At 55.0% G+C, this 25,952-nt stretch carries 24 protein-coding genes; 22 read left to right on the top strand and 2 right to left on the bottom strand.

Translation table 11 applies throughout. From position 1 onward, the window contains the following. Window positions 1-3: 3 nt before the first annotated feature. The 4 genes from dapF to J2Z70_RS12085 all read left to right on the top strand — a co-directional run bounded on the left by dapF (window position 4) and on the right by J2Z70_RS12085 (window position 5,024). A complete protein-coding gene (dapF, locus tag J2Z70_RS12070) occupies window positions 4-840 on the top strand; it encodes a diaminopimelate epimerase (RefSeq protein ID WP_209873085.1) in 837 nt (278 codons plus the stop codon). A gap of 180 nt (window positions 841-1,020) precedes the next feature. After that, a complete protein-coding gene (locus J2Z70_RS12075) occupies window positions 1,021-2,688 on the top strand; it encodes a spore germination protein (RefSeq protein ID WP_209873088.1) in 1,668 nt (555 codons plus the stop codon). Then, a complete protein-coding gene (locus J2Z70_RS12080; RefSeq protein ID WP_209873091.1) occupies window positions 2,678-3,883 on the top strand; it encodes a Ger(x)C family spore germination protein in 1,206 nt (401 codons plus the stop codon). Before J2Z70_RS12075 ends, J2Z70_RS12080 begins: the two co-directional genes overlap by 11 nt. 40 nt (window positions 3,884-3,923) lie before the next feature. Further along, the gene (locus tag J2Z70_RS12085) at window positions 3,924-5,024 is read left to right on the top strand and encodes a GerAB/ArcD/ProY family transporter (RefSeq protein WP_209873094.1); all 1,101 of its coding nucleotides are present in this window, start codon (window positions 3,924-3,926) and stop codon (window positions 5,022-5,024) included. On the opposite strand, the gene J2Z70_RS12090 is transcribed toward J2Z70_RS12085, so the two are convergent. Beyond that, window positions 4,997-5,254, bottom strand: a complete 258-nt coding sequence (locus tag J2Z70_RS12090; protein ID WP_209873096.1) for a hypothetical protein — start codon at window positions 5,252-5,254, stop codon at window positions 4,997-4,999. The genes J2Z70_RS12085 and J2Z70_RS12090 overlap by 28 nt on opposite strands. A 168-nt stretch (window positions 5,255-5,422) precedes the next feature. Between J2Z70_RS12090 and J2Z70_RS12095 the strand changes: the two genes are divergently transcribed. The 16 genes from J2Z70_RS12095 to spoVM all read left to right on the top strand — a co-directional run bounded on the left by J2Z70_RS12095 (window position 5,423) and on the right by spoVM (window position 22,698). Further along, window positions 5,423-7,297 (top strand): bifunctional homocysteine S-methyltransferase/methylenetetrahydrofolate reductase, encoded by a 1,875-nt coding sequence (locus J2Z70_RS12095; RefSeq protein ID WP_036729413.1) that lies wholly within the window; start codon window positions 5,423-5,425, stop codon window positions 7,295-7,297. A gap of 38 nt (window positions 7,298-7,335) precedes the next feature. Further along, window positions 7,336-8,226 (top strand): YicC/YloC family endoribonuclease, encoded by an 891-nt coding sequence (locus J2Z70_RS12100; RefSeq protein ID WP_209873099.1) that lies wholly within the window; start codon window positions 7,336-7,338, stop codon window positions 8,224-8,226. A 52-nt stretch (window positions 8,227-8,278) separates the two neighbouring features. Beyond that, a complete protein-coding gene (gene remA / locus J2Z70_RS12105; RefSeq protein ID WP_006209218.1) occupies window positions 8,279-8,539 on the top strand; it encodes an extracellular matrix/biofilm regulator RemA in 261 nt (86 codons plus the stop codon). 18 nt (window positions 8,540-8,557) lie between these two features. Further along, window positions 8,558-9,127: a guanylate kinase gene (gene gmk / locus J2Z70_RS12110; RefSeq protein WP_036694520.1), complete on the top strand. Its 570-nt coding sequence runs from the start codon at window positions 8,558-8,560 to the stop codon at window positions 9,125-9,127. Between the two features lie 55 nt (window positions 9,128-9,182). Beyond that, a complete protein-coding gene (gene rpoZ, locus J2Z70_RS12115) occupies window positions 9,183-9,383 on the top strand; it encodes a DNA-directed RNA polymerase subunit omega (protein WP_036694519.1) in 201 nt (66 codons plus the stop codon). Window positions 9,384-9,654: 271 nt separating this feature from the next. Continuing rightward, window positions 9,655-10,887 carry a bifunctional phosphopantothenoylcysteine decarboxylase/phosphopantothenate--cysteine ligase CoaBC gene (gene coaBC, locus J2Z70_RS12120; protein ID WP_209873102.1) on the top strand — a complete coding sequence of 411 codons (1,233 nt, stop codon included), beginning with the start codon at window positions 9,655-9,657 and terminating at the stop codon, window positions 10,885-10,887. Continuing rightward, a complete protein-coding gene (gene priA, locus J2Z70_RS12125; protein WP_209873104.1) occupies window positions 10,887-13,418 on the top strand; it encodes a primosomal protein N' in 2,532 nt (843 codons plus the stop codon). The genes coaBC and priA overlap by 1 nt, the downstream gene beginning before the upstream one ends. A 122-nt stretch (window positions 13,419-13,540) precedes the next feature. Beyond that, window positions 13,541-14,026: a peptide deformylase gene (gene def, locus J2Z70_RS12130; RefSeq protein WP_036694508.1), complete on the top strand. Its 486-nt coding sequence runs from the start codon at window positions 13,541-13,543 to the stop codon at window positions 14,024-14,026. Window positions 14,027-14,031: 5 nt separating this feature from the next. Further along, window positions 14,032-14,973 carry a methionyl-tRNA formyltransferase gene (gene fmt, locus J2Z70_RS12135; protein WP_209873107.1) on the top strand — a complete coding sequence of 314 codons (942 nt, stop codon included), beginning with the start codon at window positions 14,032-14,034 and terminating at the stop codon, window positions 14,971-14,973. Then, window positions 14,970-16,457 (top strand): 16S rRNA (cytosine(967)-C(5))-methyltransferase RsmB, encoded by a 1,488-nt coding sequence (gene rsmB / locus J2Z70_RS12140; RefSeq protein WP_281068148.1) that lies wholly within the window; start codon window positions 14,970-14,972, stop codon window positions 16,455-16,457. The genes fmt and rsmB overlap by 4 nt, the downstream gene beginning before the upstream one ends. 152 nt (window positions 16,458-16,609) lie before the next feature. Beyond that, on the top strand, window positions 16,610-17,650 hold the full coding sequence (gene rlmN, locus J2Z70_RS12145; RefSeq protein ID WP_036729399.1) for a dual-specificity RNA methyltransferase RlmN: 1,041 nt from the start codon (window positions 16,610-16,612) through the stop codon (window positions 17,648-17,650). Between the two features lie 6 nt (window positions 17,651-17,656). Further along, complete coding sequence (locus J2Z70_RS12150; protein WP_036729396.1) at window positions 17,657-18,433, top strand: Stp1/IreP family PP2C-type Ser/Thr phosphatase; 777 nt, start codon at window positions 17,657-17,659, stop codon at window positions 18,431-18,433. Further along, on the top strand, window positions 18,430-20,697 hold the full coding sequence (gene pknB / locus J2Z70_RS12155; protein WP_209873110.1) for a Stk1 family PASTA domain-containing Ser/Thr kinase: 2,268 nt from the start codon (window positions 18,430-18,432) through the stop codon (window positions 20,695-20,697). Before J2Z70_RS12150 ends, pknB begins: the two co-directional genes overlap by 4 nt. A 125-nt stretch (window positions 20,698-20,822) precedes the next feature. After that, entirely contained in the window at window positions 20,823-21,728 is a 906-nt protein-coding gene (gene rsgA, locus J2Z70_RS12160; RefSeq protein WP_036729391.1) for a ribosome small subunit-dependent GTPase A, read from the top strand. 4 nt (window positions 21,729-21,732) lie between these two features. Then, window positions 21,733-22,404, top strand: coding sequence for a ribulose-phosphate 3-epimerase (gene rpe / locus J2Z70_RS12165; RefSeq protein ID WP_209873113.1), 672 nt, complete (start codon window positions 21,733-21,735; stop codon window positions 22,402-22,404). A gap of 213 nt (window positions 22,405-22,617) precedes the next feature. After that, window positions 22,618-22,698 (top strand): stage V sporulation protein SpoVM, encoded by an 81-nt coding sequence (gene spoVM / locus J2Z70_RS12170; RefSeq protein WP_020431362.1) that lies wholly within the window; start codon window positions 22,618-22,620, stop codon window positions 22,696-22,698. A 173-nt stretch (window positions 22,699-22,871) separates the two neighbouring features. Here spoVM and rpmB read toward each other — a convergent pair whose 3' ends face one another. Then, on the bottom strand, window positions 22,872-23,060 hold the full coding sequence (gene rpmB, locus J2Z70_RS12175; RefSeq protein ID WP_076074411.1) for a 50S ribosomal protein L28: 189 nt from the start codon (window positions 23,058-23,060) through the stop codon (window positions 22,872-22,874). 191 nt (window positions 23,061-23,251) lie between these two features. On the opposite strand from rpmB, the gene J2Z70_RS12180 reads away from it, so the two are divergent. Together J2Z70_RS12180 and J2Z70_RS12185 are read left to right on the top strand one after the other, a co-directional pair. Beyond that, window positions 23,252-25,036: a DAK2 domain-containing protein gene (locus J2Z70_RS12180; RefSeq protein ID WP_209873115.1), complete on the top strand. Its 1,785-nt coding sequence runs from the start codon at window positions 23,252-23,254 to the stop codon at window positions 25,034-25,036. A gap of 50 nt (window positions 25,037-25,086) precedes the next feature. Further along, window positions 25,087-25,947 carry a DegV family protein gene (locus J2Z70_RS12185; protein WP_036729383.1) on the top strand — a complete coding sequence of 287 codons (861 nt, stop codon included), beginning with the start codon at window positions 25,087-25,089 and terminating at the stop codon, window positions 25,945-25,947. The last annotated feature ends 5 nt before the right edge of the window (window positions 25,948-25,952 follow it).

The following is a 25,952-nucleotide window of genomic DNA, read 5'->3' on the forward strand; positions in this document are numbered from 1 at the left end:
ACAATGGAATTTACTAAAATGCACGGTTTGGGCAATGATTTTATTATCGTATTCGGCGAGGATGAGCTGCCGGGCAATGCCCCGGAGCTGGCAGTTAAGCTGTGCAACCGGTTCTTCGGCATCGGCGCAGACGGACTGGTGTACATTCTCCCTTCGCAGCGCGGCGACTACATGATGCGTATCATGAACTCCGATGGCTCTGAGGCTGAGCAATGCGGTAATGCGATCCGCTGTGTATCCAAATATGTATATGAGCATGGTCTGGTGGAATCGGAGCAGATTGTCATTGAGACGATTGGCGCCGGAGAACAGAAGGTCTCTCTGAAGGTGAAGGACGGGATCGTGGAGAGCGTAACGGTGGATATGGGTGAGCCGATCCTGTCCGGACCGCAGATTCCTGTAGCGATCGACGCGGAGCCTGTGCTGGACCAGCCGGTTGAAGTAGACGGCACAGCGTTCAGATTCACCGCAGTCTCCATGGGGAATCCGCATGCAGTCATTTATGTGGATGATGCAGTATCGTTCGATCTCGCTACCTGGGGACCGAAGCTGGAGGTTCACCCGCTCTTCCCGCGTAAGGTCAACGTGGAGTTCGCCACCGTAGTGAACCGCGGCCACGTGGACATGCGCGTCTGGGAGCGTGGTGCAGGTCCCACTCTGGCCTGCGGAACAGGCGCCTGTGCGACGCTGGTCTCCTCCGTGCTGAACGGAGTGACGGACCGCTCGGCGGTCATCAGCCTGAAGGGCGGTGACTTGTTCATCGAATGGAACGAGGAAGACAATCATGTCTATATGACCGGCCCTGCCCAGGTGGTATATACCGGTTCAGTGGATATCTGATATTTGATTCCCATATAACCACTTGCAATCCCCTGCATGTCAGATGCAGGGGTTTTTTTATGTAATTCTGAGCCGGTATGGAACTGGAGTATGAACTGGAGTATGAAATGAAAGCCGAATAATGGCAGGCATATCCGCGAATAATAGAACTCTGCATAGAATCAGGGAGGAGGAGCGGAGATGAAGTCAGGGTCCAACCGAAAAGCACAGAATGCGGGAGCAGATTCTGCACCGCGACCGGGACAGCCGCAGGGCAGCGTTCCCTTGGGCCTCGCGGATACAGTCGCCCAAAGTCTGCTCCACATTCAGACGGAGCTTGGCGGCAGTCCAGATCTCCAGATCCGCAGAATCCAGATCGGGGGAGAACGCCGCCTGGAAGCGGCCGCTGTTCATCTGAGCGGACTGGCGGACCCTGCGGCAGTGAATGAATTCGTACTCGGTTCACTGCTGAATCATACGGAGGAGCTGTTCCTTGACAGAACGGATGGCGGTGCTGATAGCCGCGGGGAAGAAGCTTCACTTCCGCAGCAGATACTTAGCCGTGCAATGGAGACAGGTGAGGCGCTGCTCCAGGAGGAATGGAAGGAGATCATGCTTGCTATTCTCTCCGGGGACACTGCGATTCTGCTGGAGGGCTGCCGGGCAGCGATTCTGTGCGGGACCAGGGGCGGGGAGCAGCGGGCGGTCAGTGAGCCAACCTCCCAGCTCGTGGTACGGGGGCCGAAGGACGGGTTCGTCGAGTCAGTGGCCACGAACATCGCCCTGATCCGCCGCAGAATCAAATCGGCCAAGCTGCACCTGGAGGTCTTGAAGCTCGGCTCGGAGACCCATACCCATGTGGCGATGATGTACATGAAGGGGATTGCGGGGGAGGATCTGATCCGTGAAGCCAGAGACCGTCTGAATAAGATTGCCTTAAATGAGATTCTGGAATCCGGTTACATTGAGGAATTAATTCAGGACAAGTCGTTCACACCGTTTCCGACCATCTACAACACGGAACGGCCGGATGTGGCTGCGGGCAATCTGCTCGAAGGCCGGGTGGTTATTATTGTGGACGGTACGCCGTTTGTGCTGATTCTTCCGGCGGTGTTTACGCAGTTTTTTCAATCTGCCGAGGATTATTCCCAGCGGTTCGACATTGCCATTTTGATGCGGCTGGTACGTTATTTGAGCTTCCTCGTTCTGATTCTGGGTCCTTCTGTCTACCTTGCGCTGACCACCTATCATTATGAGATGATTCCGACGACGCTGCTGATCAATCTGCTCTCCCAGCGGGAGAATGTACCCTTCCCGGCCTTTGTGGAGCTGCTCTTGATGGAGACGGCATTTGAGATTCTGCGTGAAGCCGGGGTGCGCATGCCGCGTGCCATCGGGCAGACGGTCTCTGTGGTCGGTGCGCTTATCCTGGGCACGGCAGTGGTAGAGGCCGGAATTATTACGCCCATCATGGTGATCGTAGTGGCGCTAACCGGGATCGCCAGCTTTGCCCTACCGGCTTACAACATGGCCATTGCCGGGAGAATTATCCGGTTTGCTTTTCTGATCATGGCCAGTATATTCGGCTTCTATGGAATTACTCTGGGCCTGATCCTGCTGGTGGCACATATGAGCAGCCTAAGATCCTTCGGTGTTCCTTATCTCTTCCCCTTCGTGCCGCTCTCCATTAAAGGGCATAAGGACACACTGTTCAGAATGCCGCTCTGGCTGAACGGCGCGGACAAGCCGCCGGCACAAATGCGCGAGGAAATGCCGGACTACATGCTGCTAACGACTGGTCATGAAGAGCAGCTCCCCCCGTTAATCCGCAAGAATTGCAGGACTGAGGAGGAGAACCGTGAGGAATAGAATCTTCGGCGGCATAGGTGTACTGTTTGTCCTTCCAATGCTGCTGCTTACCGGCTGCTGGGACAGTGTTGAACTCAACCGTCGGGCAATTGTCTCAGGGGTAGCGATCGACAGGGGTGACTCTGAGGCTGAGCGGTACAAGCTGTCCTTTCAGGTCATTGTGGCTGAAGAAATCTCCGGGGAGAAGAGCAGAGGCATATCGCCGGTTGCGCTGTATACAGGAACCGGCCGCACCATGTTTGAAGCGCTTGCGGATGCTTCCCGCCAGACGGCACGCTTTCTCTCGCTGGGACATGTACGGGTTCTGGTGATCTCTGAGAAGTTCGCCCGCGCAGGCATCAAGGACCTTCTGGATGTGCTGGAGCGGGAGAGCGATACCCGGCTGAACAGCCTGATCTTCATCTCCAAGGGACAGCCTGCGCGTGAGATCATGTCCACGATGACCGTGTTCAGCAAAATCCCGGCCAATGATCTGGTAGAGAAGCTGGAGACCACCTCCAAGCAGTTCGGCTATAACTTCCGGATGGCCGTGGATGATGTGATCCGGGGCATTCAGATCAGAGGAGGCGGCCCGGTCATCAACGGCGTATTCACCAGAGGAGAGTGGACTCCAGCCTCAGGCAGCAATGACAGCCTGAAGAGTATCGAACCCCGGTCGATCCTGAGAGTCTCCTCGCTTGCGGCGTTCAAGGATGACAAGCTGAAGGGCTGGCTAACGGGTGACGCTGCACTAGGTACCGTTCTTTTGCATAATCGGATCAAAGAGTTCCCGGTTCTGCTCAAGCAGCAGGAGGGCGGTTATTTCTCCTTCAACATCTATCAGTCCCAGGTATCGCTTGCGGTCGAGTCGTCTGACCCGGAGCATCCTGTCTTTACGGTCAAAATCACGCAGCAGGCTGCGCTCAAGGAAGCTCCGCATCCTCTCGATCTTACCTCGCCTAAAGTGCTGGAAGAGCTGTCAGACCGGCTTATAAAAGAAAGCGTGAAGCATATCCAAGCAGCTGTAAGCACCGCCAAAGAATTGGGCAGCGATTATCTCGGCTTTGGACGGGCATTGCAGCGGAAGGACCCGCGCGGCTGGAAGAAGGTCAGGGACCATTGGGAGGACGTATTCGCAGACTGTGAGATCCGGTTCGATGCGGATGTGGTCATCCGGCATACGGATATGCGCAGCAACTCTTTTCAGATTCATTAAGTCTGCCGGTAAGGTAACCGGGTGGGGAGGACCACAGAATATGGGTAAGGTCAAAATCGGACTCGTCGAATTCTTCAGCCTGACGGTGCTGTTCGAGCTGGGCACGGCGCTGGTGGTTAATCTGGGAATGGGGGCAGGCCGGGATGCCTGGCTCTCGATCCTGCTCGGCTGCGCGGCGGGGCTGATGATGTTCACGGGATACGCCTATCTGTACCGCAAGCATCCGAACCAGCCTTTTACAGCCTATACACGGCAAATTCTCGGAAAATATATCGGGGCACCGGTAGGGCTGGTGTACATTATTCTCTACATCAACCTGGCCGCCCGGGATCTGCGCGACGGCAGCACCATGCTCGCTATGGCCACCATGCACAACACGCCGCTGTTCATCCTAAGTGCGCTGATGCTGCTCTCGGGAGCTTATGTGCTGCATAAGGGGGTGGAGGTGCTGAGCAGAACGTCCATGGTATTTGCGTTTGTCGTTCTGGGGATCGGCCTGTTCGGGACAGTGATGCTGATTCTCTCCGGTACGATCAATCTGCACAGACTGTTGCCTGTACTGGAGAATGGGTTCCAGCCCGTGCTTCGCTCGGTGATTCATCAGAATTATATGTTTCCGTTCGGGGAGATGGTGTGCTTCACGATGCTGATGCCGTATTTGTCCAGTGTCAAAAAAGGACCGTGGATCATCGCCGCCGCCATGGTGTTCTCCGCGCTGCTGCTCAGCTTCACAATGGCGTTGAATGTTTCGGTTCTGGGTGCTGACATTGTAGAGCGTTCGCCGCTCCCGCTGATGCCGACGATCAGCAAGATCTCCATTTCGGATATCATCCAGCGGGTGGATATTTTTGTGGTTATGGTGCTAATCATCGGGGTGTTTTTCAAAATGGCTGTCTTCTTCGCTGCCGCGCTTATCGGAATTTCGGACCTCTTCAAGATACCGTACCGGAAAATGCTCTATCCCTGTGCGCTGATTATCCTCTTCACCTCGATGCTGGATGCGCGAAGCTTCATTGAACATCTGGATGAGGGCGGGACCCTGCTGTACAGGGTGTATCCCTATTTAATGATAGTCGTTCCGGCGCTGCTGGTAATAGTAACGGCGGTCCGCGATCATTTCTCCGCCCCCCGGCCGGGTTGACGGCCGCTAACCCAATAGATGACATCAGGTACGATAAGGAGCAGCACCAGTACAGCCGCAGTTAGCTTCTCCGAGGTAGTATAGAGCAGATAATTCAGTATATAGCGGATATTCTCCGTCCCGTAGCCGAACATCCAGTCCAGCAGGTACAGGTACAGCAGCGAGAGCGCCGACAGCAGGAGGATTACGGCATATTTGCGCAGCAGCAGCCTTCTTATTTGCTTCTTCATTCCTACATTCTCCTTCTGCCAAGATTATGCGTAGTATGAATCAATTGCCGGACCGGCATACAAGAATTATGGACACCCGTCTCTTTTGTCTGCTAAAGCTTATCATCCATCCCGATTTATGTTACATTAGTATGAAACTAATGTTGTCAGTAAGGGGAGGTTCTTGCGGTGAAGCCGGATTTGCGCTCTGCATGGGAGAATAACGTGTTGGTCGGAGACGGAGCGATGGGAACCTTTTTGTATCAAAAGGGTTTCCCTGTCGGCATCTCCTACGAGGAATTGAATCTGACCTCACCGGAGGTCATTGAGGATGTGCACCGGAGCTACATCAATGCAGGTGCTGTTCTGCTGGAGAGTAATACCTACTCCGCGAACTACGACAAGCTGTCCAAGTTCGGACTGGAGGCCAAGGTGGCGGACATCAACCGTGCGGGGGTCCGCATTGCCCGCCGGGCTGCCGGCGAGAACGGTTATGTAGTCGGAGCCATCGGCTCGATCCGCGCCGGTAAACGGGCGAATCTGTCCTCCTCCGAGCTGAAGAAGTTCTTCTCGCAGCAGATTGCCGCGCTTCTGGAGGAAGCGCCGGACGGGATCATGCTGGAGACCTTCTATGATGTCGAGGAGCTTCATCTGGCGCTGAAGGCTGTGCGCAAGCTCAGCACGCTGCCGGTGATCTGTCAGCTGGCTGTGGACGATTCGGCGCGGACGCTGGACGGTTTAACCCTGCCGGAAGCGTTCCATATTCTGCAGCAGGACGGAGCCGATGTGATCGGCTTCAATTGCAACACCGGACCGAACGGGATCAAGCGTGCGCTGGGTACGCTGCAGGGCAAGCTGGCGCTGCCGGTGTCGATCTATCCGAATGCGGGCGTAGCCGATTATGTAGACGGCCAGTACCGCTACGGGGCCTCGCCGGAGTATTTCGGCCAGATGGCTCCGGTGTTCGCGGATATGGGCAGCCGGATTATCGGGGGCTGCTGCGGGACCACCCCTAAGCATATCGCGGAAATCTCCGCTGCGCTGAAGGGCTATGTGGTGGAGCCGCTGCCTGAGCCCGCTGCCTTCAGTGCGCCTGAGAGAATTGCGGTGCAGGAGCATCTGGCGGATGACGGGGGACAGGGAGGCGGCGAACCGACGCTTGTCGATCTGGTCAAGGAACGCCACACCGTTATCGTAGAGCTTGACCCTCCGCGCGATCTGGACATCGCGAAGTTCATGAAGGGCGCAGAGGCGCTGCGCCGGGCCGGAGCCGATGCGCTGACGCTGGCCGATAATTCGCTTGCTGTCACCCGGATGAGCAATATGGCGCTGGGGCATCTGGTGCAGGCCCGCACAGGCCTGCGGCCGCTGGTGCATATTGCCTGCCGTGACCGCAATCTGATTGGCACCCAGTCGCATCTGATGGGCTTCGACGCGCTGGGGATTGACCATGTGCTGGCCGTGACCGGAGATCCTGCCCGGTTCGGGGATCTGCCCGGCTCAAGCTCGATCTATGACCTGACTTCATTTGAAATTATACGTATGATTAAGCAGCTCAATGACGGCGTGGCCTTCTCCGGCAAGCCGCTCAAGCAGAACGCGAAGTTCGTCATCGGCGCAGCGTTCAATCCCAATGTCAAGCATCTGGACAAAGCGGTCGAGCGCCTGGAGAAGAAGATTGCCTCGGGTGCGGATTATATTATGACTCAGCCTGTGTATGATCCTGAATTGATTGCCCGGATTGCCAAGGCTACTGAGCACCTGGATATTCCGATCTTCATCGGCATTATGCCGCTGGCCAGCGGACGCAATGCAGAGTATCTGCATAATGAGGTTCCCGGCATTCAGCTCTCCGCCGAGGTCCGCAGCCGGATGGCCGGACTCGAAGGCGAAGCGGGACGGGCCGAAGGGGTTCTGATCGCCAAGGAGCTGCTCGATGCGGCTATTGCACATTTTAACGGAATCTATTTGATTACGCCGTTTATGTTCTATGATATGAGCGTGCAGCTGCTGGAGTATATTTGGGAGAAGCAGGGACGTAAGTTATCCCCCTTGTTTCGCTAGTAATAATCAATTACAATAGTGTAATGGATGTGATTCCGTTGTCATATAGTATGACCGGATACGGTCAGTCAGCCCTGGAATACGGCGGACACAAGATAACGTTCGAGGTCAAATCGGTGAATAACCGGTACTGCGAAGTTGTGCTGCGGTTGCCCAGGGAATGGACGGGGTATGAGGATAGGCTGCGCAGAATGGTTCAGGCTCATATCAGACGGGGACGGGTAGATGTTATTATTAATAGAGAACTCACCGACGGGGCGGCTGACACGCATGTGCTGGACCGCCGCAGGGTGAGCTCCTATCTTGATGCAGCGGAGGTACTGGTCCGGGAGTATGGCTTCAAGGGAGAGTTGTCCCTGCGGGATATCCTTGCTATGCCCGGTGTAATGGAACCGAAGGAAGAGACGGCTGTTGCTGACTCCTCCGGAGAACTTGCAGATCTTCTGGAGCAGGGTCTCCAGCTTGGTCTGGAGGCCCTGCTGGAGATGCGCGGACGGGAAGGCTCCTATTTGGCGGCCGATCTGACGCACAGACTTGACCGTCTGGAAGAGCTGCATGCCGGAATCAGCAGATATGCGCCTCTGGTTGTGGAGGAGCAGCGCGAGAAGCTGCGGCAACGGCTTAACCTGCTGAATGACGGGAGCTTCCCCTGGGATGAGCATAAATTCGGCATGGAGATGGCTATTTTCGCCGACCGCTGCAATATAGATGAGGAGCTGACCCGGCTTCACAGCCATTTCGGCCAGTGCCGGGCCTTGCTGCTGGGCAGCGAGCCTGCCGGACGTAAGCTTGATTTTCTCATCCAGGAGATGAACAGGGAGACCAACACAATAGGGTCGAAATGCAGTCATCTGGCGGTTGTAAATCTGACGCTTGATATGAAGGCGGAGCTCGAGAAGATTCGGGAGCAGGCGGCGAACCTGGAATGACAGGAACCAGGGAGCAAGCTATGATGTTACTTATGGGGGGAACAACCGGAACATGGCAATCAAATTAATTAACATCGGCTTTGGGAATATCGTGTCAGCGAACCGCATTATTTCCATTGTCAGCCCGGAATCGGCACCGATTAAGAGAATTATCCAGGAGGCCAGAGACAGGCATATGCTGATCGATGCCACCTACGGGAGGCGGACGCGGGCTGTCATTATTACCGACAGCGACCATGTGATTCTCTCGGCTGTACAGCCTGAGACGGTAGCTCACCGCCTATCCAGCAAAGACGACGATAACGACGAATAACAACAATTGGAGTGTACTATGTCAAAAGGATTGCTGATTATACTATCCGGCCCTTCCGGTGTCGGCAAAGGTACGGTATGCACAGCGCTGCGGCCGAAGATGCCTGAACTCGTCTATTCCGTTTCTGCCACCACACGCTCTCCGCGTGCAGGTGAAGAGAACGGAGTCAATTATTTTTTCAAATCCAGAGAGCAGTTCGCCGATATGATTGAAGGCGACAAGCTGCTGGAATATGCGGAGTACGTAGGCAATTATTACGGTACTCCGCGTGACTTTGTAGAGAGAACACTTGAGAGCGGAAGAGATATTATTCTGGAGATCGAGGTTCAGGGAGCTCTCAAGGTCAAAGAGAAATTTCCCGAAGGGATCTTTGTATTCCTTCTTCCCCCGTCCATGGACGAGTTGAAGGACCGTATTCGCGGACGCGGAACAGAGCATCCTGATGTAATCAGCCACCGCATGTCTGTGGCTGAAGACGAGATCGGTTTGATCCGGCATTATGATTATGCCGTGGTGAATGATGAGATTGATCTGGCCTGCAAGCGAATAGAAAGCATTATTATCGCCGAACATTGTAAGGTGCGATGAACAAGTTCTACAGGATTGGTCCATATTTACAGTAAAAGATGAAGAGGTGCCTTACATGCTATATCCATCCATTGACGAACTGGTGACTAAGGTCGACAGCAAGTATTCCCTGGTAGTCGCTTCAGCCCGCCGGGCCAGAGCACTCCGTGAAGGCGGCAAGACCGATATCGTTGCGCCTAAATCGCATAAGTATGTCGGTGTTGCACTTGAAGAAATCTATGAAGACCGCATTATAGTAACGCGCGGCGAGGAATAGTCCACTGAAATGGTGCCGTCCCTTGAATAAGGGCGGCGCAGCCGTTTCTGAACGCTTAAGCTGCACAATGAAGTGATAATGGCCCGTACCGGGCTGTTCCTGACAACCGGAAGGTTGTTATTTTTTTCTCTATATATAAAGAAAATTTGAAGCGCAGGCTTCTTTTAGCGTAAATATGACATAACGAAGCCGTAAATATGAAGATTTTCATTTCTTCTTTTCATAGCTGGATATAGAATGGGTGCAGATTGAGGAACGGAGGGAGATCAGATTGAAGAGCTTACAAGGGAAGTCGATTATACTCGGAATTACCGGCGGAATTGCTGCGTATAAGGCCGCGGCGCTGACCAGCAAGCTTACCCAGAAGGGCGCCGAGGTGCATGTCATTATGACAGCATCGGCCAAGCAGTTCATTACGGAGCTGACGCTCCAGTCATTGTCGAAGCAGCGGGTGTACAGTGATACGTTCCAGGAGCGGGACCCGTCTTCTATTTCACATATTGATCTGGCTGACGCTGCCGACCTGGTCCTGATTGCGCCGGCTACGGCCAACATTATCGCCAAAATGGCCCATGGGCTGGCAGACGACATGCTGTCCACCACGCTGCTTGCTACAACAGCGCCTATTATGGTAGCTCCGGCGATGAATGTCCATATGTATCAGCATCCGGCGGTCCTCAGCAATATGGATACCCTCTATAACCGGGGTGTTCAGTTTATTGAGCCCGGTGAAGGGCTGCTGGCCTGCGGGTATGTGGGCAAGGGACGGCTGGAGGAGCCGGAAGAGATCGTGAAGGTGGTTGAGAACTTTTTTGTACTGCAGAAGGAGAAGACCTCCGGACCGCTTGCCGGCAAAAAAGTGGTAATTACCGCAGGAGGCACGGTAGAACGTATTGATCTTGTCCGTTATATCTCCAATGATTCCTCGGGTAAAATGGGCTTCGCGCTCGCGCGCGCCGCGCGCGCCATGGGTGCTGCGGTGACGCTGATTGCCGCGCGTACCGATGAGGCGCCGCCCCGTGATGCCGGTATCGATCTGATCCGCGTCCAGTCAGCACAGGAGATGCACGATGCAGTCATGGCCCGCTGGAGTCATTGCGATATTCTTGTGAAAGCAGCGGCGGTTGCGGATTACCGTCCACGCGAGAGCAGTGACTCGAAGATTAAGAAGAGCGGCAGCACCATGACGCTTGAGCTGGTGAAGACGACTGATATTCTGGAGAGCCTGGGCAGAATCAAGGACAAGCAGTTCCTGATCGGCTTTGCCGCCGAGACCGGAAATGCCGAGGTCTATGCCAAGGACAAGCTGGTCCGCAAGAACCTCGATCTGATTGTAGCCAATGATGTGGCCATGGAGGGCGCGGGATTCGGTACGGATACCAACATCGTCAAAGTGTATGATGCCGAAGGCCTGGTGCTTGATCTTCCGCTGGCTTCCAAGGATGAGGTGGCGCGCCGGATTCTGCGGCTGGCGGCTGAGCGTGTTGCCGGAGCCTTAATATAATGGATATTGCCAAGGTCATTGTCGATGTTCCTGTACGCAGCACCGACCGGCCGTTTGACTATATTATCCCGGATGCTCTGAAGCTGTGGATTGAAGTGGGCAGCAGAGTCGCTGTTCCGTTCGGCCCCCGTACGGTCCAGGGGTTCGTAGTGTCCCTGGAATCAGGGGAGACCGGCAGTGTCTCCCGGATGAAGCCGATTGTAGAAGTACTGGATCTGCTTCCTCCCCTATCGCCGGAGCTGGTTGAGCTGGCCGACTGGATGAGCCAAAGATACGCCTGCAGACGGATCTCCGCACTGCAGGCGATGCTTCCGACTGCCCTGAAGGGCAAAGCGGAGCGTTTGATCTCGCTTGGAGATACAGAGGAAACGTCCAGCGCCCCCGCAGATGAGTTGTTTCCGCTCTTTCTTGAGGCGGACAACGAAGAACAGCAGATCATTGACTTCGTTAGGCGTCACAGCGAAGTATCCATGAAGCTGCTGACCCGTACCTTCCCCGAGGCTGCGGAGACGATTAAGTTCATGGTGCGGCGCGGAGTCCTGGCAGAGAGCCAGTCGATCAAGGATAAGATGGGCAAAAAGAAGCTCAAGGCCGTTGACCTGGCTATTGGCTTGTCAGCAGCCCGGGAGTCGCTCTCCAGCTTCCCCGCGCGTTCAGCGCGCCAGAAGGAAGTGCTTTCCTACCTGATTGATATGGAAGCCATGCTGCCGATGCCGCTCAAGGATATTCTGGCGATCCTTCAGGTCACTGCGGGCACGCTCAAGACGCTTGCGGACAAAGGCTATATAGAGATCAGCGAAATCGAAGTCTACCGTGATCCCTACCGGGGACGGGACTTCAAGCCAAGCACACCGCTTCCGCTGACAGCGGAGCAGGAGAGGGTCTATGAGCGGATTGTGGGTACTGTCGAGCAGCAGACGCATGAAGTCTTCCTGCTGCACGGGGTGACCGGCAGCGGGAAGACGGAAATCTATCTCCAGACGATCCAGCGCTGTATCGAGCAGGGTCGGCAGGCAGTGGTGCTGGTGCCTGAGATTGCGCTGACACCGCAGATGGTGGAACGGTTCAAGGGCCGGTTCGGCAGCGGGGTGGCGGTGATGCACAGCCGCCTGTCTGTCGGCGAACGTTATGACGAGTGGCGCAAGATCCGCGAAGGTAAGGCGATGGTTGCGGTCGGAGCACGCTCAGCCGTGTTCGCCCCGTTCGCCAATCTGGGCCTGATTATCATGGATGAAGAGCATGAAGGCTCTTATAAGCAGGAGGAGAATCCGAAATATCATGCCCGTGATGTGGCTGTCCGCAGGGCAGAGCAGGGCGGGGCCGTGGTAATTCTGGGCTCTGCAACACCTTCACTGGAGAGCTATCATGCCGCCAGATCGCAGAGTGACATCCACTTCTCGCCGATTCTGCTGGAGATGCCGAGCCGCGCACTGGGCAACGAGCTGCCGAAGGTGGCTGTCGTTGACATGCGTGAGGAGCTGAAGGAAGGTAACCGCTCCATGTTCAGCCGCAGTCTGCATGCCGCTCTGGTGAGCAGGCTGGAGCGTGGCGAACAGACAGTGCTGCTGCTCAACCGCAGAGGCTTCTCGACCTTCGTCATGTGCCGGAGCTGCGGCTACGTTGCCGGCTGCCCGGAATGCGATATCTCGCTGACCTATCACAGCCGAAGCGATAATCTGCGCTGCCATTACTGCGGGCATGCAGAACCTGCACCCAAGGTATGCCCGGAATGTGGCAGTGAGCATATCCGCTTCTTCGGGACAGGGACGCAACGGGTAGAAGAAGAGCTGGGCAAGCTGTTCCCCGGTATCCGGGTTATACGTATGGATGTGGACACGACCACGGAGAAAGGCTCGCATGAGAAGCTCCTGAACCAGTTCAGGGACAAGAAGGCCGATGTGCTGCTGGGCACACAGATGGTCGCCAAAGGACTTGACTTCCCCGATGTAACGCTGGTTGGGGTCATTACTGCGGATTCTGCACTCAATCTGCCTGATTTCCGGGCGGCGGAGAAGACCTTTCAGCTCTTGACGCAGGTTGCCGGCCGCGCGGGCCGGCATCAGCTCCCCGGCGAGGTGGTGGTCCAGTCGTATACACCGGAGCATTATTCGATTATCCATGCCAGCGGGCATGATTACCGTTCATTCGTCCGGGATGAGCTGAAGCACCGCAAAGAGCTGCATTACCCGCCCTATTGCCGTCTGATTCTGGTCACCCTGTCGCATGAGCAGCTTCCGCTGCTGCTGAAGCTTGCGGAGAATTATGCGCTCAGCATTCAGGGCAAAGCCAGACAGCTGCGCTGGTACGGCAGTCTGGACAAGCTCTCCTCGGATGCGCTGGATCTGCTGGGACCGGTGGCCTCGCCGCTGCCCCGGCTGAAGGGGCGTTACCGGTTCCAGTGTATTATCAAATGGCGCGGTGCGATTGACGCCATTGCGCTGGCCCGACAGGTGGCGGAGGAGCTGGAGGATTCTGTCCGCGATAAGGGGCTGCAGATCAGCATCGATGTCGATCCGCAGATGTTGATGTAATTCTCGGGCGTGTTACAATGGTAAGGCGGTTTTGCCCTGCCGTTTCGGCGAGAAATAGAAGGATAATGTATAGCGTGAAAAATATACATTCTTATATTTGAACAAGGATGGTGTTAGTGTAAATGGCAATCAGGCTGATTGTGAAAGAACCGGATGAAGTATTGCACAAAAAAGCGAAGACGGTAACCACCGTTACCCCCAATGTACAAAAATTGCTCGATGATATGGCAGATACGATGTATGACGCGGAAGGCGTAGGTCTCGCAGCCCCGCAGGTAGGAATTCTGAAACGGCTGATTGTAATCGATGCCGATGAGGAGCATGGATTGATCAAGCTGATCAATCCCGAGATTCTCAGTATGGACGGGGAGCAATTCGGACCCGAAGGCTGCCTGAGTATTCCCGGCCTGAACGGGGATGTCCGCCGTGCAGAGACAGTAACTGTACGCGGCCTGAACCGCGAGGGCGAGGAAGTGACCATTACCGGAAGCGGCCTGCTAGCCCGGGCTTTTCAGCATGAGATCGACCACCTGAATGGCGTGCTGTTCACAGACATTGCTGAGAAGGTCTATGAATACACAGCAGAACGCAGTGAAACTGAGGAGTGAATGAAATGAGAATAGTGTTCATGGGAACACCGGCCTTTGCAGTCCCCTCCCTGCGGATGCTGCTGGAAGAAGGCTATGAGGTAGTGGCTGTGGTGACTCAGCCGGACCGGCCGCAAGGCCGCAAGAAGACGCTGGCCCCTTCCCCGGTGAAGGCGGCTGCTCTGGAGCTGGGACTGCCTGTTCTTCAGCCCGAACGGCTGCGCCGCCCTGAATCGGTGGCTGAGCTGGCTGCCTATGAGCCGGATCTGATTGTTACCGCCGCTTATGGACAGATTCTTCCGAAGAGCGTTCTGGAGCTGCCGGCGAACGGATGTGTGAATGTTCATGGCTCGCTGCTGCCCAAGTACCGGGGCGGTGCTCCGATACAGCGCTGTATCATGAACGGCGAGAAGGTGACCGGTGTGACACTGATGTATATGGCGGAAGGATTGGACACCGGAGATATGATCTCGCGGGTGGAGGTAGAGATAGAGGATGAGGATACTTCAGGCACGCTGTTCGAGAAGCTAAGCGTGGCCGGACGGGAGCTCCTCAAGGCAGAGATGCCGCGACTGGCAGCCGGCCGTGTAGAAGCTGCCGTGCAGGATGACAGTGAAGCAACCTATGCGCCGAATCTAAACCGGGAAGATGAACGGATCGACTGGAGCCGGGGCTCGCTGGAGCTATACAACCAGATTCGCGGCCTGGTGCCGTTCTCGGGTGCGTTCACCCTGTGGAACGGCGAGACCTTCAAGGCATGGGCAGCGGTGAAGCCGCAGGCGGAGGAACAGCCGGGCGGTAGCGCGGCTCCGGGCACTGTGCTGTCCGTGAGCGAACGCGGCGTTGAGGTGAAGACGGGTGACGGGACGCTTCGGCTTACAAGCGTCCAGCCTGCCGGCAAAAAAGCCATGAGCGCAGCCGACTTCAGCCGTGGTGCAACCCTCGCACCCGGCACGGTGCTCGGTTGAGCGCGGGCGGTAAGGGAGGCGGCGGACAACGTCTGCATACTTCCGGCAATCAGCCTACGGCCTCCGGCACAAAGCCTGCCTCGGGCAGAACCGGCGGAGCGGGCCGGAATCGGCCGGGCGGCAAGCCTGCTGCGCCAGCTTCTGCGCGTGAGGTTGCTCTTGATATTCTGGTGCGCGTAGAGCAACAGGGTGCTTACAGCAACCTGCTGCTGGGAAGCACCCTCCAGAAAGCGGACCTCAGCCGGGAGGATACGGGACTTGCTACAGAGCTGGTGTACGGAACCCTATCACGGATGATTACCCTCGATTATGTCCTCAGCAGCTTCGTCAGCAAAGGGATGGCCAAGCTGCAGCCCTGGGTACGGAGCCTGCTGCGGTTAAGTCTGTACCAGATCATGTATCTGGACCGTGTGCCTTCGCATGCAGCCGTTAACGAGGCTGTGAATATCTCCAAGAGACGCGGCCATCAGGGCATCTCGGGAATGGTCAATGGCGTGCTGCGCAGTGTGCTGCGGGCCGGAGATCTGCCGGTCTTGCCTGAGGGGCTGAGCCGGGAAGAGCGGATCTCCATCCTGCACTCCCATCCTCTGTGGATGGTGCAGCGCTGGTCGGCGGAATACGGCCCGGATACGGCAGAAGCCATGTGTGCGGCGAATAATGAGCCGCCTGCAGTCAGTGTCCGTGTCAATACAACAATGATTAGCCGGGAGGCCATGCTGGCAGAACTGCTTGAAGCTGGTCTGGATGCCGCAGAATCGAAGGTGAGTCCTGCCGGGCTGGTTATCAGAGGCGGCGGCAATCTGGCCTTGACCTCCTGGTACCGGGACGGTTATCTGTCCGTTCAGGATGAGAGCTCGATGCTGGTAGCCGAGGTTGTCGCTCCCGAAGCCGGAATGAAGGTGCTGGACTGCTGCGCAGCCCCCGGCGGCAAAAGTGCCCACATGGGCGAGCTGATGAAGGACGAAGGCTCCATATTGGCTAATGACCTGCATGAGCATAAAGCGGGGCTGATTGCCGAGCAGGCAGCACGCCTCGGCCTGGAATGCATTACCACCGCAAGCGGGGATGCCCTGGAGCTGGGTGCAGCCCTCCAGCCGGAATCCTATGACCGGATTCTGCTGGACGCTCCTTGCTCAGGGCTTGGGGTCATCCGCCGCAAGCCTGACTTGAAATGGCGCAAGCAGCCGGAGGATATTGCAAGCGTAGCTGCGTTGCAGCTTGAGCTGCTGCAATCGGTCTCCGGGCTGCTGAAGCCGGGAGGCGTGCTGGTCTACAGCACTTGTACTACCGAGCAGGCGGAGAACAGCCGGGTTGTCGCTGCTTTCCTGGAGCGCAATCCCGGCTTCGCGCAGGTCAGCTTCAAGTCAGCCGTCTGGGAGCGGCTGGAGGGAACCGCGCTTGCTGCTGGTGACGGCATGCAGCTGCTCCCGCATCATTATGGCAGCGACGGCTTCTATATTGCCCGGCTGGAGCGACTCTTGTAATATAGTGATTGTGCTTCAGGACTACAGCTTCCCGCCCGCAGATTCCTCCGCGCGGCGGGCTTTTCTTTTACCGGTTCTGAGTTTTGTGTTAAAATAGGAAGAATGAGAAACAATACGCATATAATTTATGAAAGCACAGGTGCAAAAATACAATGAAACCTTTAATATATGATTTTTCTTTAGAAGAGTTGCAGCAATGGGCCAAGGACAATGGAGAGCCTGCTTTTCGCGGCGGGCAGATCTTTGACTGGCTGTATGTGAAGCGGGTCAATGACTTCGAATCCATGAGCAACCTCTCCAAGGCACTCAGAGCCAAGCTGGTTGATCAGTTCAGTATTTCGGCACTCACCGAGATTACGAAGCTGGAGTCCAAGGATGGCACCGTGAAATTCCTGTTCGGTCTGCATGATGATCATGCGATTGAGACAGTTATTATGAAGCATAATTACGGCAACAGCGTGTGTGTGACCACCCAGGTAGGCTGCCGGATCGGCTGTACCTTCTGTGCATCTACCCTTGGCGGTCTCAAGCGGGATCTGACTGCAGGGGAGATCGTTGCCCAGGTTGTCCGTTCCCAGCAGATTCTTGATGCGCGCGGCGAACGTGTAAGCAGCATTGTCATTATGGGGACAGGCGAACCCTTCGAGAACTATGATGCAACCATGAGATTCCTGCGTCTGATGATCCATGAGAAGGGCCTGAATATTGGCCAGCGCCATATCACCGTATCCACCAGCGGAATTGTGCCGAACATCTACAAATTCGCCGATGAAGATACACAGATTAATCTGGCGATCTCGATTCACGCTCCTAATGATACGCTCCGTTCCAAGCTGATGCCGGTGAACCGCCGTTATCCGTTCGACGATGTAATCGAGTCCCTGCGCTACTATCAGGCTAAGACAGGCCGCCGGATCAGCTTCGAGTATGCCTTGATCGGCGGCGTGAATGATCAGAAGGAGCATGCAGAGGAGCTGGCGGGTGTGCTCAAGACTATGCTCTGCCATGTGAATCTGATTCCGGTCAATCATGTGCCTGAGCGCAAGTATGTCCGGACTTCCCGCAATGATATCTTTGAATTTCAGCGTATACTGGCCGATCATGGCGTGAATGTTACCATCCGCCGTGAGCAAGGCCATGATATTGCGGCCGCATGCGGACAGCTGCGCGCCAAACATATGGAGTTGGGGTGAGGATATTTGATCAGGACAGTTCAAGCCAGCGACATTGGCCGGGTACGTACCGTCAATGAGGATTCAGTCTGGATCGGCGCTACGCGCCACGGTTATACCCTCGGCATTATTGCCGACGGGATGGGGGGGCATCTGGCTGGCGATACCGCGAGCAGGCTTGCACTTGAGACGGTCAGGGGTATTCTGGACCAGCTGGAGCCTGATCTCCCGGAGGCAGAGCTGAAGGAAGCGCTGACTACCGCCATCATGGAAGCCAATAACACAGTTCACAGAGAAGCTCAGAGCGATGAGAAGCTCCATAATATGGGGACCACCATCGTTGCTGCACTGCTGAAAGGGTCGGCAGGCTATATCGGCCATATCGGAGACAGCAGGGCTTATCTGATCCGGGACGGTGAAGCCAGGCAGCTAACCGAGGACCATACGCTGGTGAATGAGCTGTTCAGGAACGGCCAGATCAGTCTGGAGGAGCTGGATAATCATCCGCGCCGCAATGTGCTTACCAGGGCGCTGGGGACGGATACAGTGGTATCCGCGGATCTGGCATATGTTACGCTTGCAATTGGTGAGCTCCTGCTGCTGTGCAGTGATGGACTCAGCAATTATGTCAGTCTGGAGCATCTGGGCAAGGTAGCCGGAATTAATGAAATATCTCTGGAAGAAAGAGCAGAGCGATTACTTCAACTGGCATTGCTTGCGGGCGGCAGCGATAATATAAGCGTTGCTATGCTGGAACACCAAGGAGAGGCCGCAGTGCCCGAGACAAAGGAGTGGGAAAGATGATCGGTCACGAATTGGGCGGCCGTTACCAAGTCATCGAACGGATCGGCGGAGGAGGCATGGCGCTTGTCTATAGAGCCCATGATATTCTGCTTAACCGGAATGTTGCTATCAAAGTACTGCGCAATCAATTTGTGCATGATGAGGAATTCATCCGCCGGTTTCGGCGGGAGGCGCAATCAGCTGCATCATTATCTCATCCCAACGTAGTCAGCATATACGATGTCGGCCAGGAAGATGAAGTCCATTATATCGTTATGGAATATATTGAAGGCAAGAACCTGAATGAGATTATCAAAGAGCGGGCACCGATGCAAGTGGATGAATCCGTGCGGATTGCCTCGCAGATTTGTGATGCGCTGGATCATGCGCATATGAACCAGATTATTCACCGCGATATTAAGCCTCATAATATTCTGATTGGACGTAACGGGCGGGTTAAGGTTACCGACTTCGGGATCGCCCGGGCGGTTACGTCCACTACGATTACCCAGACGGGGTCTGTGGTCGGTTCCGTGCATTATTTCTCGCCGGAGCATGCCAAGGGCGTAACTACAGGCGAGAAGTCGGACCTCTACTCCCTGGGCATCGTACTGTATCAGATGCTTACGGGTGTATTGCCTTTCTTAGGGGAGAGTCCGATCAGCGTGGCGCTGAAGCATCTGCAGGAGGAATTCGAGGAGCCGCGACTGCTGAATCCGCTGATTCCGCAAAGCGTGGAGAATGTAATCCTGAAGTCGATGCGCAAGAACCCGGAGGAGCGCTACCAGTCGGCCAAGCAAATGCTGCAGGATCTGGAGACCTGTCTGCTGCCTGAACGGCGCAGCGAAGCCAAGATGCTGTTCCAGGACGATGATGATGAGGACAGAACACGCATCATTCCGGCGATCAAGCCGCTGCAGCGCGGGCTTAGCAGCCGTGGCGGCGGAGAGGAGCGAATCCGCAGTATGGAGGAAGCTCCGCCGCCTGCTGCTGTGAAGCGCAAGAGCCGTGCAGCGCTGTGGATCAGCCTTACGCTGGTCGTGTTAATCGCCATGACCGGAATTGTATGGTATGTCAATTCCAAGCTGTCGGTCGATGAAGTCTCGGTGCCTGCGGTGACGGGGAAGACCTTCCAGGAGGCCAAGGCTGAGCTTGAGGCTGTCGGGCTGTTTGCCGAGGAGCCTGCGCTGGTTGAGTATAATCCTAATTTCGAAGAGAATATTGTCTGGAAGCAGAACAAGACCAATACGATGGTCAAAGAAGGAACTCATATTATTCTGACGGTAAGTTCCGCCAAGGTTCTTCCCAAGCTTAAGGATGTCTCTAGCCTGAGTTATGACGATGCCGTCAAGGAGTTGATTGCCCTTGGTATTGCCCAGGATAGAATTGCAACACCAGATGAACGCTATAGTGAAGAGTTTGCCAAAGGTAAGGTCATTAGCTCTGAGCCTGCTGCAGGCTCAGAGTATGATCCTGAGACGGTAACTATCAAGCTAATCGTGAGCAAAGGTAAAGAAAGCACCCAAATGCCGGATCTCATCGGGAAGACGGAGAAGGAAGCCAAGGCTGCGCTGGAGAGTGTAGGTCTAGTGCTGGACGCGGTCAAGGAAGAGCCAAGCTTCATCCACGAGAAGGGCAAGGTAACGAAGCAATGGGCCTATGAGCCGGGGGATCTGGTTCCTCCAGGTGAGAAGATCACGATCTATATCAGCACAGGATATCCTCCGGAAGCTCTGGAATTTACGTTCAATGTGCCGGTAGCACCGGCTGCGGAAGGCAAGAAGAGCAAGATCCGTATCGTGTTTGCCGATGCGCGTAACGGAGGCGAGAACCAGGAGTGGGGCACGCGCACGATTGGCAAAAGCCAGACCCTATCCGTGAACATGCTGCTTGCCCCTAATAAAGACGGCATGGTATCTGTATACCGGGACGGGGAGTTCCTGGAGACTTATCCGATCACTTATGTCGATGTCAAAAATAACACGGTGCAGCAGCCTGAACCGCCTCCGGTGGAGACACAGACGCCTGCACCGACAGTTGCTCCTACCGAGCCTGTTCAGCCTACTGAGACTCCGGCTCCCGAGCCGACAGCAGAGCCGGCGATTATTCCGCCGGACACTGGAGAAGGAGAGGTGACGGGCGAGACGGACCAGACGGGTTATGTTCCGGGTAACGGACAGAATAACAATGAGCTGGCTTCCGCCCTCAGCAAGGGCAACAGTAAGGGAAAAGCTAACGGTAAGGGCTCTGACAACAAGCCAGGCAAAGATAAAGGCAATAAATAATAGAACAGAGATAAGCTTCAGCCGGGCTGCCGGGAATACGGGCAGGGCTGAAGCAGCGAAATGACCCGGGGTTCTACACACTTGGGTCATTTGCGTAAATATCAGGAGAGGAAGGCTCAGCATGTATGCCTGAAGGAATCATAATCAAAGCGTTAAGCGGATATTACTATGTTAAGCCGCTCAAGGATGAACAGATTGTAACTGAGGAAGAGGCGGTACAGTGCCGGGGGCGCGGCATTCTGAAGAAGAAAGGAATTGCGCCGCTGGTCGGTGACCGGGTAATCTATGTGCTGACCGAGAACGGGGAGGGCATGGTAGATGAGCTGCTTCCCCGTGAATCGGAGCTGATCCGCCCGCAGGTGGCTAACGTGAAGCTCGCGGTGCTGCTGTTCTCCGTGCGGGAGCCGGATATGAATCTTAATCTGCTGGACAAGTTCCTGGTTCATATCGAGCATTCCGGCCTGGAGACGCTGATTGTGCTCACGAAGCAGGATCTGGCCGATGATGAAGGGCAGGCTACGGAAGCTGTCAAAGCGCTATATGAGCAGATTGGTTACGAGGTCATGGTCACAAGCTCGCTGAACGGATCAGGTGCGGATGAGCTGCGTCAGCGTCTGGCCGGTATCATCAGCGTCTTCTCGGGACAGTCGGGCGTAGGGAAGTCCACACTGCTCAACCGCCTTGTACCGGGCCTGGCGCTGGAGACAGGAGAGATCAGCCTCCGTCTCGGGCGCGGACGGCACACCACACGCCATGTAGAGCTGATGGATATAGGTAATGGAGGATTTGTGGCCGACACTCCGGGCTTCAGCCAGCTGGATTTCCTGGAGCTGGGAGTGGATGAGCTGTCCGTGTGCTTCCGGGAGTTCGCCTCTTATGCGGAGAACTGCAAATTCCGCGGCTGCAGCCATCTGCACGAACCGGGCTGCAAGGTGATAGAAGCCTGGAAGTCCGGGGATATTGCAGACAGCCGTTACGAGCATTACAAGCTGTTCTTTAATGAAATGAAAGATAAAAAGCGGAGGTACTAAACTTATGGTAAAAATTGCTCCTTCCATATTGTCAGCAGATTTCGCAGCGCTGGGCGCAGAGGTGGCCGAAGCGGAAGCCAGCGGTGCGGACTGGATTCATGTAGATGTGATGGACGGACATTTTGTGCCGAATATTACGCTGGGTCCCACGATTGTGTCCGCGGTGAGATCCCATACTTCTTTACCTCTGGATGTACATTTAATGATTGAGAACCCGGAACGCTATATCGCTGATTTTGCGGCAGCGGGCGCTTCTGTGATTACGGTACACGCCGAAGCCTGCGTGCATCTGCATCGTGTAATCCATCAGATCAAGGAGCTCGGCCTGATGGCAGGGGTGGCCATTAATCCGGCTACGCCGGCTGCTGCGGTGCGTGAGGTCCTGGAGGATGTGGATATGGTGCTTGTAATGACCGTCAATCCGGGCTTCGGCGGGCAGGCCTTCATTCCGCGCACACTGCATAAGATTACGCAGCTCCGGGAGTGGGCTGAAGAGATCCATCACAAGGGTCTGCTTATCGAGGTAGACGGCGGAGTAGCCGAAGCTACGGCACCACTTGTTGCTGAAGCGGGGGCGGATGTGCTTGTGGCAGGTAATGCAGTGTTCGGCCGCAGCGACCGCGCAGGAGCGATCAAGGCCATTCGAGAGGCGGCGGACAGCGCTGTCCGGCAATAGGTGATGACGCCCATTTACTATTGAACGAATTGACCCTCAATCTGCTGCATTCGCATACGGAAGGTATAGGCCAAGTTGTGGTCGCATAAATATGGTTACATGAGCAGAAATCTCATGTAGCCTTTTTTGCGGAGGTCTGCAATCGATGGTATATTTTTCATCTAGACAGGATAGTCTCCTACTGCACGGCATGAATTGATGGGAGGGTTAATTATGAAATTTTATACGTTCAAGCTGCCAAGATTTTTGGGAGGTTTTGTTAAAGCGATTTTGAACACGTTTCAGAAGAGTTAGGTTAAAGAAGACAAGTAAATATGAAAAAAAGCACCTTACGAATGTAAAGGGTGCTTTTTGCTACAAATATAATATCTCTTCTATTCTCGCTGAAACGGATACCGTCTGTGTAAGAACGGCATGTCCGTTTCTACTTGGTATGAGATATCGCCAGGCCCGGTAATGATCGGAAACTAGACGCGTTCAACTTTACCGGATTTCAAAGCACGGGTGCTGACGTACACGCGTTTCGGTTTGCCGTTCACCAAGATACGAACCTTCTGAACGTTAACTCCCCAAGAGCGACGGTTGCGGTTGTTAGCGTGAGACACGTGGTTACCGCTGCCCGGTTTCTTGCCTGTTACTGTACATGTGCGGGACATAGATTACACCTCCTTGTTACTTACACCTGCGTAAAACAATACTTGAATATCATATCACAGCAAAAATTGCTTCGTCAACCGATTCAAAAACATTTATTTCTGCAGACTCTTATAGTACAATATAAATTAGTGCATTATGTCCAGTTGATCATCGAATTGATTAGGCATGAAGTTAGGAAGGGGAATTCTCATTGAGTAAGCGTTCTATAAACGGGACAGATTTTACCGCAATGGTACTAGCCGGTGCGGAAATGCTGCAGCAGCATGCCGAGCATGTCAATTCATTGAATGTGTTTCCGGTGCCGGATGGCGATACGGGCACGAACATGAATCTGACTATGACCGCAGGCGCGAACGAATTGAAGAGAAACAACACAGCCTCTGTCGGTCAATGTGCGGGAGTGCTGTCGAAGGGACTATTGATGGGCGCGCGGGGGAACTCCGGCGTTATTTTGTCACAGCTGTTCAGAGGTCTTGGACGTTATGCGGCCCAATATGATGAGCTTAACACACAGCAGTTCGCTGCAGCACTGCAGACCGGGGTAGATACCGCCTATAAGGCAGTGGTGAAGCCGGTTGAAGGCACCATTCTTACGGTTGCCAAGGAAGCTGCAAGACATGCAGTGTATTATGCACGCCGCACAACGGATATTATCGAGCTGATGACCGAAGTTCTGGCCAAAGCCAAGGAAGCCTTGGCGCATACACCTGAGCTGCTGCCTGTGCTGAAGCAAGTGGGCGTGGTGGATTCGGGTGGCCAGGGTCTGGTCTACATCTATGAAGGCTTCCACCAGCATCTGACCAGCGGAGCAGTCTCAGCACCTGTACAGACTCCTGTGCAAGGACAAGCTGCGGCCCCTGTAGCTGTGCCGGCGCCTGTGCTATCCAAACGTGAGCATGCGTTGTCCTCCGTACAATCTTCCGCGCAATCACAGCTCCATACGGAAGACATTGAATTTTTATATGATATGGAATTTTTCATTAACCGTCAGCTTGGCGCATCCGTGAAAGCGGATTTTGATGAGGAAGCTTTTCGGAAAGCGTTATCAGTTAACGGGGATTCAATCATCGTCATCTCGGATGATGAGACAATCAAGGTGCATGTGCATTCCAAGACTCCCGGAGAGGTGCTTAACCTGGCGCTCGTCCACGGGGAGATTACCCAGATTCACATCCTTAACATGCGTGAGCAGCACCGCGATCTGTTGACTGCCGGCATGGACATCGCACCGATGCCGGATGTCTTCGCCGATATCCCGGAAGAGAAGGCCAGCGTGCCGGCGCCGGCGGTTCCTCCTGCAGATGATCTGGCGCCGTACGGCTTCATTGCGGTCTCCTCAGGAGACGGAATCTCGGATATCTTCCGCAGTCTGGGTGTGGATGCGATCCTGGCCGGCGGCCAGACGATGAATCCCAGCACAGAGGATTTCGTGAATGCGATCTCTTCCATTTCGGCCAAGCATATCTACATTCTGCCGAATAACTCCAATATCGTCCTGGCTGCGCAGCAGGCCAAGGAGCTGCTGGAGGGCGAACGTGAGATTACAGTGATTCCAAGCAAGAGTATCCCCCAGGGGATCTCGGCTGCCTTTGCCTTCCAGGAAGAGGATGCGGTTGATACCAACACCAGCAATATGCTGGAGGCGATTGCCCAGGTCAAATCCGGACAGATTACCAATGCTGTACGGGATACCGTTATGGAGAATCTGGAGATCAAATCCGGTCAGTATATCGGCATCGAGAGCTCCAAGATTGTTGCAGCTGCCGATGATTTGCTTACGGTCAGCAAGCAGCTGCTGTCAAGCATGCTGGTGAATGGTGACGAGATCGTTACTGTGCTGACCGGTGCAGACACTGAGGCGGATATTACGGTTGCCCTCGGCAGCTGGCTGGAAGAGACGTACCCGCAGGTTGAGGTAGAGATTCATGAAGGCGGACAGCCGCTGTACTATTATCTTTTCTCAGTTGAGCCGTAGAATCTCTTAAATGAGTGGCGCAGCCAAATCATAGCATGGGGAGGAACATTATGAATCGTACCGTAATCGTTACCGACAGCACCTCCGATATCCCGCCTGCTCTGGCGGAGCAGTACGGCATTGAAGTCGTTCCGCTGACGCTGATGTTCGGCGAAGAGGCATTCCGGGATAATGTGGATATGACTCCGGAACAGTTCTACGAGCGTCTTCCCCGCTCGCCGCAATTGCCGACCACTTCGCAGCCGTCTCCTGTAGAATATATGAATGTGTACCGCCGTATACAGGAGCAGCATCCGGGCAGCTCAATCCTGTCCTTCCACATCTCCTCCGGCTTAAGCGGCACCTACCAGTCTGCTGTCATGGCCAAATCCATGCTGGAAGAGGAGGGAGAAGCTATCACCGTGGTAGATAGCCTCTCCGCCTCATACGGCTTCGGGTTCATGGTCGTGGAAGCCGCCCGGCTGGCGGAGCAGGGGCATGCTCCTGCGGAGATTCTGGCGAAGGTGGAGAGTCTGCGCCAATCCCGCAAGCTGTATTTTCTCGTGGATACCCTGGAATATCTGCAAAAGGGCGGCAGAATCGGCAAGGCATCGGCCATCCTGGGTACGCTGCTCAATATCAAGCCGATCCTGTCCATTGATGCGGAAGGCATTATCTATGCGGTAGAGAAGGTCAGGGGACGCAAGAAGGCAGTTGCCCGCATGATCGAGCTGTTCAAGGCAGATCTGCCGGGTGTGAATACAATACATGTGGCCGTGGGTCATACAGCTGAACCGGCTTCCGGCGAAGAGTTCCTGCGGGAATTAGCCGGACATTTCACCTTGAAAGAGAAGGTTCTGACCAATGTCGGCCCTGTCGTGGGCAGCCATGTCGGGAACGGAACCTTAGCCGTATTCATCTGGCCCGCCTAAGTATA

The organism is Paenibacillus silagei, from assembly GCF_017874735.1.
Lineage (GTDB): Bacteria > Bacillota > Bacilli > Paenibacillales > Paenibacillaceae > Paenibacillus_AQ > Paenibacillus_AQ silagei.

Coding starts and splice junctions, on each gene's coding strand:
- dapF (WP_209873085.1), top strand. CDS start 4: ATGGAATTTACTAAAATGCACGGTTTGGGCAATGATTTTATTATCGTA.
- J2Z70_RS12075 (WP_209873088.1), top strand. CDS start 1,021: ATGAAGTCAGGGTCCAACCGAAAAGCACAGAATGCGGGAGCAGATTCT.
- J2Z70_RS12085 (WP_209873094.1), top strand. CDS start 3,924: ATGGGTAAGGTCAAAATCGGACTCGTCGAATTCTTCAGCCTGACGGTG.
- J2Z70_RS12090 (WP_209873096.1), bottom strand. CDS start 5,254: ATGAAGAAGCAAATAAGAAGGCTGCTGCTGCGCAAATATGCCGTAATC.
- remA (WP_006209218.1), top strand. CDS start 8,279: ATGGCAATCAAATTAATTAACATCGGCTTTGGGAATATCGTGTCAGCG.
- gmk (WP_036694520.1), top strand. CDS start 8,558: ATGTCAAAAGGATTGCTGATTATACTATCCGGCCCTTCCGGTGTCGGC.
- rpoZ (WP_036694519.1), top strand. CDS start 9,183: ATGCTATATCCATCCATTGACGAACTGGTGACTAAGGTCGACAGCAAG.
- priA (WP_209873104.1), top strand. CDS start 10,887: ATGGATATTGCCAAGGTCATTGTCGATGTTCCTGTACGCAGCACCGAC.
- def (WP_036694508.1), top strand. CDS start 13,541: ATGGCAATCAGGCTGATTGTGAAAGAACCGGATGAAGTATTGCACAAA.
- fmt (WP_209873107.1), top strand. CDS start 14,032: ATGAGAATAGTGTTCATGGGAACACCGGCCTTTGCAGTCCCCTCCCTG.
- rlmN (WP_036729399.1), top strand. CDS start 16,610: ATGAAACCTTTAATATATGATTTTTCTTTAGAAGAGTTGCAGCAATGG.
- pknB (WP_209873110.1), top strand. CDS start 18,430: ATGATCGGTCACGAATTGGGCGGCCGTTACCAAGTCATCGAACGGATC.
- rsgA (WP_036729391.1), top strand. CDS start 20,823: ATGCCTGAAGGAATCATAATCAAAGCGTTAAGCGGATATTACTATGTT.
- rpe (WP_209873113.1), top strand. CDS start 21,733: ATGGTAAAAATTGCTCCTTCCATATTGTCAGCAGATTTCGCAGCGCTG.
- spoVM (WP_020431362.1), top strand. CDS start 22,618: ATGAAATTTTATACGTTCAAGCTGCCAAGATTTTTGGGAGGTTTTGTT.
- rpmB (WP_076074411.1), bottom strand. CDS start 23,060: ATGTCCCGCACATGTACAGTAACAGGCAAGAAACCGGGCAGCGGTAAC.
- J2Z70_RS12185 (WP_036729383.1), top strand. CDS start 25,087: ATGAATCGTACCGTAATCGTTACCGACAGCACCTCCGATATCCCGCCT.